The organism is Methanohalobium sp. (assembly GCF_018609725.1).
In the GTDB taxonomy this organism is placed as follows: Archaea; Halobacteriota; Methanosarcinia; order Methanosarcinales; family Methanosarcinaceae; genus Methanohalobium.
On sequence record NZ_JAHENT010000080.1, the window covers coordinates 1 to 5,949 of the forward strand.

The 5,949-nt window shown below is 38.1% G+C and carries 7 protein-coding genes; all 7 read left to right on the forward strand.

The genetic code is table 11. The features are described from left to right. Window positions 1-247, forward strand: a 247-nt coding sequence (locus tag QZ276_RS04970; RefSeq protein ID WP_292485840.1) for a hypothetical protein, incomplete at its 5' end; no start/stop codon positions are given. Further along, window positions 244-582, forward strand: a complete 339-nt coding sequence (locus tag QZ276_RS04975) for a hypothetical protein (protein ID WP_292485842.1) — start codon at window positions 244-246, stop codon at window positions 580-582. The genes QZ276_RS04970 and QZ276_RS04975, both read left to right, overlap by 4 nt. A gap of 4 nt (window positions 583-586) precedes the next feature. Continuing rightward, a complete protein-coding gene (locus tag QZ276_RS04980) occupies window positions 587-1,288 on the forward strand; it encodes a hypothetical protein (RefSeq protein WP_292485844.1) in 702 nt (233 codons plus the stop codon). A gap of 31 nt (window positions 1,289-1,319) precedes the next feature. Further along, window positions 1,320-2,492, forward strand: coding sequence for an RNA-guided endonuclease TnpB family protein (locus QZ276_RS04985; RefSeq protein ID WP_292485846.1), 1,173 nt, complete (start codon window positions 1,320-1,322; stop codon window positions 2,490-2,492). After that, on the forward strand, window positions 2,470-3,201 hold the full coding sequence (locus QZ276_RS04990; RefSeq protein ID WP_292485848.1) for a hypothetical protein: 732 nt from the start codon (window positions 2,470-2,472) through the stop codon (window positions 3,199-3,201). Before QZ276_RS04985 ends, QZ276_RS04990 begins: the two co-directional genes overlap by 23 nt. A gap of 2 nt (window positions 3,202-3,203) precedes the next feature. After that, window positions 3,204-3,923, forward strand: coding sequence for a hypothetical protein (locus QZ276_RS04995; protein ID WP_292485849.1), 720 nt, complete (start codon window positions 3,204-3,206; stop codon window positions 3,921-3,923). Between the two features lie 6 nt (window positions 3,924-3,929). Then, window positions 3,930-5,949 (forward strand): hypothetical protein (locus QZ276_RS05000; RefSeq protein WP_292485851.1); only part of this gene is annotated, 2,020 nt, incomplete at its 3' end.

Consider the following 5,949-nt stretch of genomic DNA (forward strand, 5'->3'; position numbering starts at 1 on the left):
CGGATACCAAGACCTGACCATTCCTAATATCTATTGCTCAATATACGATTCCGATGAAGGCAAACGGATTGGGTCACTTGAAGATACTGTGATTGAAGGGCAGATGGTGAAGCCGACTTATATTAAACAAGAGGTCAAAGGCAAAATAAACGGGCAAAAGCAGGTAAAAGGCAAAGTAATTACAAAGAAAATAAAGGGGACAGTACACCCCACTAAAACTGTAAAAGGTAAAATTTATCAACCATGAGCAATGCTATAAATGTGGCCAAAAATAACACGCTGGAATTTTCAGTAGTAGTTTCCAATATAAGCGGGCTGGAATCTTATGAGGCTACGCTGACTGTAAAGGAATACCCAAAATCCAGTGAAACGAAAATTGAAGTCACCTCTACTGATATAACTGATGACACAATTACTATAAAAGTTCCACACGAGAAAAACAATATAAAAGCCGGGAGTTATGTTTACGGGATTCACATATCTGATGGCACCAATGAATATACAATTGACCTGGGAGATAAAAATGATGAAATACCAACGACATTTAAACCATATAATATTCTGCCGACTGTAAAAGACTAAAGTAATGGCTATAAACAACAATGACATACGAATACTGCTAAACACCATCGTAAATAAAGAGCGAGAAGGTTTTTTGCAGTATGATGAGTTCAACAATCTGCTGAAAGCTACTCAAAGGAATTATTTTGATTTGCACCTACGACGGTATTCCCATGACTGGAAATCCCGAATGACATTGAGGCCATTGCAGGAAGAACAATACGGGCTTAACGAGTCCGGTAGTGTGGCCTATGGTAATTTGAATGATATGGCCAGAATTATTGAAGCCCGCAGCGACGATGACAGGTTCATAGAAGTGCTGGAGACAACTGGCGACTGGTATGACCGGTTGCAAAAACAGATAAAAGCCCCTACTAAAGATTATCCCATTTGCCGGTTACAAAGTGGTAGCTTGGAAGTAAAACCGGCTACTGTGACTTTAAAAGACATCATTTATATCCGGTACCCGACAGAACCTTATCTGGACGGGTATATTACAATAAGCACACAACAGTTTACTTATTTAGAGGAAGGAGAGACTGTTACTCTGTCAAGCGATGAGGTGGCACTGGACGGGTCAACTGACACTTCTTATGATTCAAAAACCGTGGAGATGGAATTTAACGACGAAGATAAAATTGAAGTGGCCGGACAAATGCTTGCTACTCTTGGAATTACATATAGCAAACAGAGTCTCTTTGAATATATGAAATTAACAAACGAATGAACAATTGGATAAATTTTAAACTTAGATAAATATGATAGCAACACACAAAATAAAACTTTATCCAACTAAAGGACAAGAAATCTACTTTAGGAAGGCTTGTGGTGTTGCCAGATTTGCTTATAATTGGGCATTAAATAGGTGGAAAGAAAGATATAAAAATGGAGAAAAATCTAGTGCTTATATATTAATTAAGGAACTTACTGCAATAAAAAGGCAGAAATATCCTTGGATGATGGATGTTACTAAGTCTGCTCCTCAATATGCTATTCATAACTTAGAAAAGGCATTTAAGAATTTTTTTAAAAAGCAGTCAAAATATCCAAGATTTAAAAAGAAAGGTATAAAAGACAGTTTTGTAGCTGTGGAAAATAATAATAAATTCAAATATAAACACAAAAAAATATGGATACCAAAAATTGGATGGGTAAGGTGTGCAGAGAACCTCCGCTTTGATGGTAAAGTTTACAATGTTGTTATAAAAAGAACAGCAGATATGTGGTTTGCTGTTGTAACAATAAAAACACCTAATGAAGCTCCGCCGGTTAGCGAAAACCAAGTGACTGTTGGAGTGGATTTAGGTGTTAAACACATGATGATTCTCAGTAATGGTGAGAAAATTGACAATCTCAAACCACTTAATAAGAGGCTTAGACAGTTAAAACGCCAACAAAGAAAACTTTCTCGCAGGCAAAAAAGTAGTAATAACAAGAGAAAACAAAGAATAAAAGTGGCCAGATTGCATTATAAGATCAATAACATAAGGCAGAACGCAATTCATGATGCCACAAAATACCTCGTAGATAATTTTGATAGAATTGTTATTGAAGATTTGAATAATGCAGGAATGGTGAAAAATCATAATTTGGCCCGGCAGTTAAATGATGTTTCTTTTGGAGAAATAAGACGACAATTGGCATATAAGGCATATTGGTATGGAAAAGAAGTTGTTATTGCAAACAGGTATTTTGCCTCAACAAAGATTTGTTCTTCTTGTGGATATAAAAACACAGAAATAACACTATCCACAAGGGAATGGACTTGTCCAAAGTGCCTCATTCATCATGATCGGGATGTAAATTCTGCAAAAAATTTAGCCAAATATGGCTCTACCTCGGAAGTCGAGGAAAGTAACGCTTGTGGAGAAGATAGGTTGCACGACCATAAAGGTCGGGTGGTCTTCGATGAAACAAGAACTAATTGTTAAACATTTAAAATTTAGAACTTTGAACAAACGAAAATTCATAGAACTGGTAGAAGACCGTATGGGCAATCAAAACACCAATATGGCCCGTAAGCTGTATCACCCACGTATAATTGAGTTTATACTTGACGGGTTTTACAGTGATTTAATTACGGCTGTATATTTTTACGACCATAGCCTTATAGATGTTTGTCTGGACACGGTTTATCGGCAAGAGGTTTACAAGGACGAGAAATCAGGGAACTTGTTCTGCAAGCTGCCAAAATATGTTATCCCGGTAATCCCTTACCAGGGAGGAGTGTTTCACGCAGAAAAATCTACTGACAGCACTGTAAAATTTGAACCGTATAATTCCAATTTTGAGCGGCGCAACTTGTCCCGGTTGGATATGGCCTTTGTTGATCTGGTAACATTCTGGTATGACCGCCAGGTTGACGGGGAAGTAATTTCTGCCTCCGGTGTTAGTCTGGAAGCCTATCAAACCCTCGTGTGGTTTGACTCCTCTTCTACAAGTAAATTGGAAGACGGTGACTTGGTGAATTTGGATATTCTTCCCGCTTTTTATTCTTATGACAGCGAGGAAATGGTTCATGTTCCCAATGTACCTAAAACAAGCAGTGAGTCAATATTAATAGATATGGCAGTAAGAGAGCTTTACAGGAAACTTGGAGTTGTAACGGAAGAAAATGAACAGGAAAATAAAAATAGTTAATTATGGCAGGGACATCGGCACTTATGACAATAGACAGCGTGGTCAAGGGACTGCAATATTACACCGGCAGAGGCGAGCGGGATTATATGAAACTGCTCGGCTTGGTTGGTCGTGGAATACGTGAGATGAAAAAAATGGGTGATCCCAGGGCCATAGAGAGAACAAGTGAAAACCTCTCCAACCTGACCAATGGTGTGATGCCTTACCCGGAAGACGCGCTTAAAATCGTAAACATTTTCTACAACGAGGGCAACCGACTTTTCTCCATACCGGAGCGAAGTGATATTGTTTTTAAAGACACCTATGATTTTCCCCTGCCTTATTATAAAAACGTTGAATCGGTAAAAGAAATCAATGATGAGTATGCCCGGAATTTTGCCACTCCCGGAGGGGTATGCAAGTATTATTACACCGATGATACCGAGGGCCGGAGAATAATTTTTGACAAGACCGCTGATGAAGACATTTTTATCCACTATATAGGAACCGGTATAGATGATTCCATGGCACAGGATACTTTGATACCTGTAACATATCAAAGCCCGCTGGAATATTTTGTGCTTTGGAAACTCTCGTCACTGGAAAAGCGGAAAGATGATGCCATGTATTTTAAATCTGAATACAACATGGAACTTAAAAAAATGAAATACTTTAGTCTGCCTTCAATGGAGCAGATTAAAACAGCAATATATTCAACTTATTCACAGGCACCGATAAGATAATTTGCAATGGAGAAAGGTAGCGTTGACATATCAGGCATAGGTAAGATAAACAATGCCAAGACAACTGATACAATGCTTGTTCTGAGACGGACGGGTAATGGATGGAAATGGAGACGTATTCCCTTTAAAGACTTTAGTGTAGAATCAGGTTCACAATCAGACCTTACCCTTGACGATGTATGTGATAATGGAGCAATAACAGATCAGTCCATTCAGGTGGCAGGACTTATTTCGACTTCTGTAATGAGTCAGAACAATAATGATGTTTTAGATGTAAGCAGTATTGGCTCAGAAAATCAAATACCTTTTTCTAACGCTGACGGAAACGATTTTAATTATTCTTCTAATCTTATATGGGATGGTTCTATTTTTGATTTGGGAGGCAATTTTCAATTAACAGGATATGCACAAGGAAGTAATTTTAGCCTAACAACTGATTTTAATGGACAAGAGTGGAAGGCTACGAACGATGGTTATTTTAATATGCGTAAACTTATTGTTCGTGAGTCTGCTATATTTAGAGAGCTTATTATAAACCAACTTTCAGCAATAGGAGGTAGTCAAATACTCAGTGCTGCTAGAGGTAAAATTAAAAGTGTAAGTAGTAATACTGTTACACTTGAAGACCCAAATGAAAAAGGTGTAAGCCAGTTTCAGGGGGATGTTGATGGAGATGGAACTTCTACTGATGGTGCAGATATATTTGTTGTCAGAACGGTTGACATTGATAGTAATCAAATCAAATATGTTACTGGTTGGGTTAAGCAGCATAATAATCCAGGAGCAGGTAACGGCAATCCAACAATAACGCTCACACAGGATTCTGCGGATATAAGCAATACAAGTGAGGCAAACTCGAATACATCGGGGTCAATAAGCGATCTTTCAGAGGGTGATGTAATAATGTCGAGAGGTAATGTGAATGATACTACTCGACAAAATGCTATATATTGGACTGCAACAGATACAGATTCTCCCGTTAGTAAATACTTTACCGATCTTGACAGAATAGATGCCTTTGACGACCAGGATAATATTAAAGTTACCTTGGGTAATCTGAGTAACATGAATGATGCTGCTTTTGGGGACTTTTCTGGTAAATATGGGCTTTATTCAAGAGATGTTTATTTGAAAGGTAAAATGGCTGTTGCAGAACCTCTTGATACAAGTGTAAGAGTTGAGCTTGATCCTTCAAAAAATACTCCCGCTAGTGGTACTATTTTGGATGGTGATGGACAGACAGAGACTACAAGTACGGATAGTGACAAAACAGAGTATATAAGCATACCTTTTGCCTCTGGACAACCTGAAGCATATCAAAATTTTGCAGTTAAAGTAACGATTACGGGTTATTCATTGACTCCTCGTTATAATGCTAAAGTATATATAGAGGCATATAGTGATAGTCAAGCTGCTTGGACTACTCTTGAAGATACTCTTTTGTGGATAGGAAGTAAAGGAGGGGACTTTACGGGTTATACAATAGCCTATATTGATCCCGATTATAGTGATTTCAGAATTAAAATTGTCCATAAGTATGGTAATACTTCTGGTACGGTTGCTTTTGATTGGCAAGTGTATGAGGGAACTGTTTTGATTAATGATAGTGGAATATATATAAGAACAAGTGATTGGACGTATAAAAAGATTGGGGCTAGTCAGAGTAGTGTAGGATATGTGGATGAAGGTGCAGGTGGTGATGAGGCTGTAGAGTGGGATGATATAGAGAACAATCCCTTCAAAACCAATTCCGCTTCCATAGGTGATGGCACAGCAAATGATATTTCCTTCATCTTTAACGACGATGGAATAAACAGAATTTTAGAATGGCAGGACGGGAACGCAAGGTTTAATTTTAGTGAGCCTTTGGCCGAACAAGGCAGCCGAGTAGCCACCCGTGTATGGTCAACTCTACAAAACGTGACAACGCAGGGCAATATAACTGATCAAGATATTTATATTCAAAAAACTATACCTCGTATATATCTTCACAGTGCAGATGGAACATCAAATGGTTACAATATAC

Coding starts and splice junctions, on each gene's coding strand:
- QZ276_RS04975 (WP_292485842.1), top strand. CDS start 244: ATGAGCAATGCTATAAATGTGGCCAAAAATAACACGCTGGAATTTTCA.
- QZ276_RS04980 (WP_292485844.1), top strand. CDS start 587: ATGGCTATAAACAACAATGACATACGAATACTGCTAAACACCATCGTA.
- QZ276_RS04985 (WP_292485846.1), top strand. CDS start 1,320: ATGATAGCAACACACAAAATAAAACTTTATCCAACTAAAGGACAAGAA.
- QZ276_RS04990 (WP_292485848.1), top strand. CDS start 2,470: ATGAAACAAGAACTAATTGTTAAACATTTAAAATTTAGAACTTTGAAC.
- QZ276_RS04995 (WP_292485849.1), top strand. CDS start 3,204: ATGGCAGGGACATCGGCACTTATGACAATAGACAGCGTGGTCAAGGGA.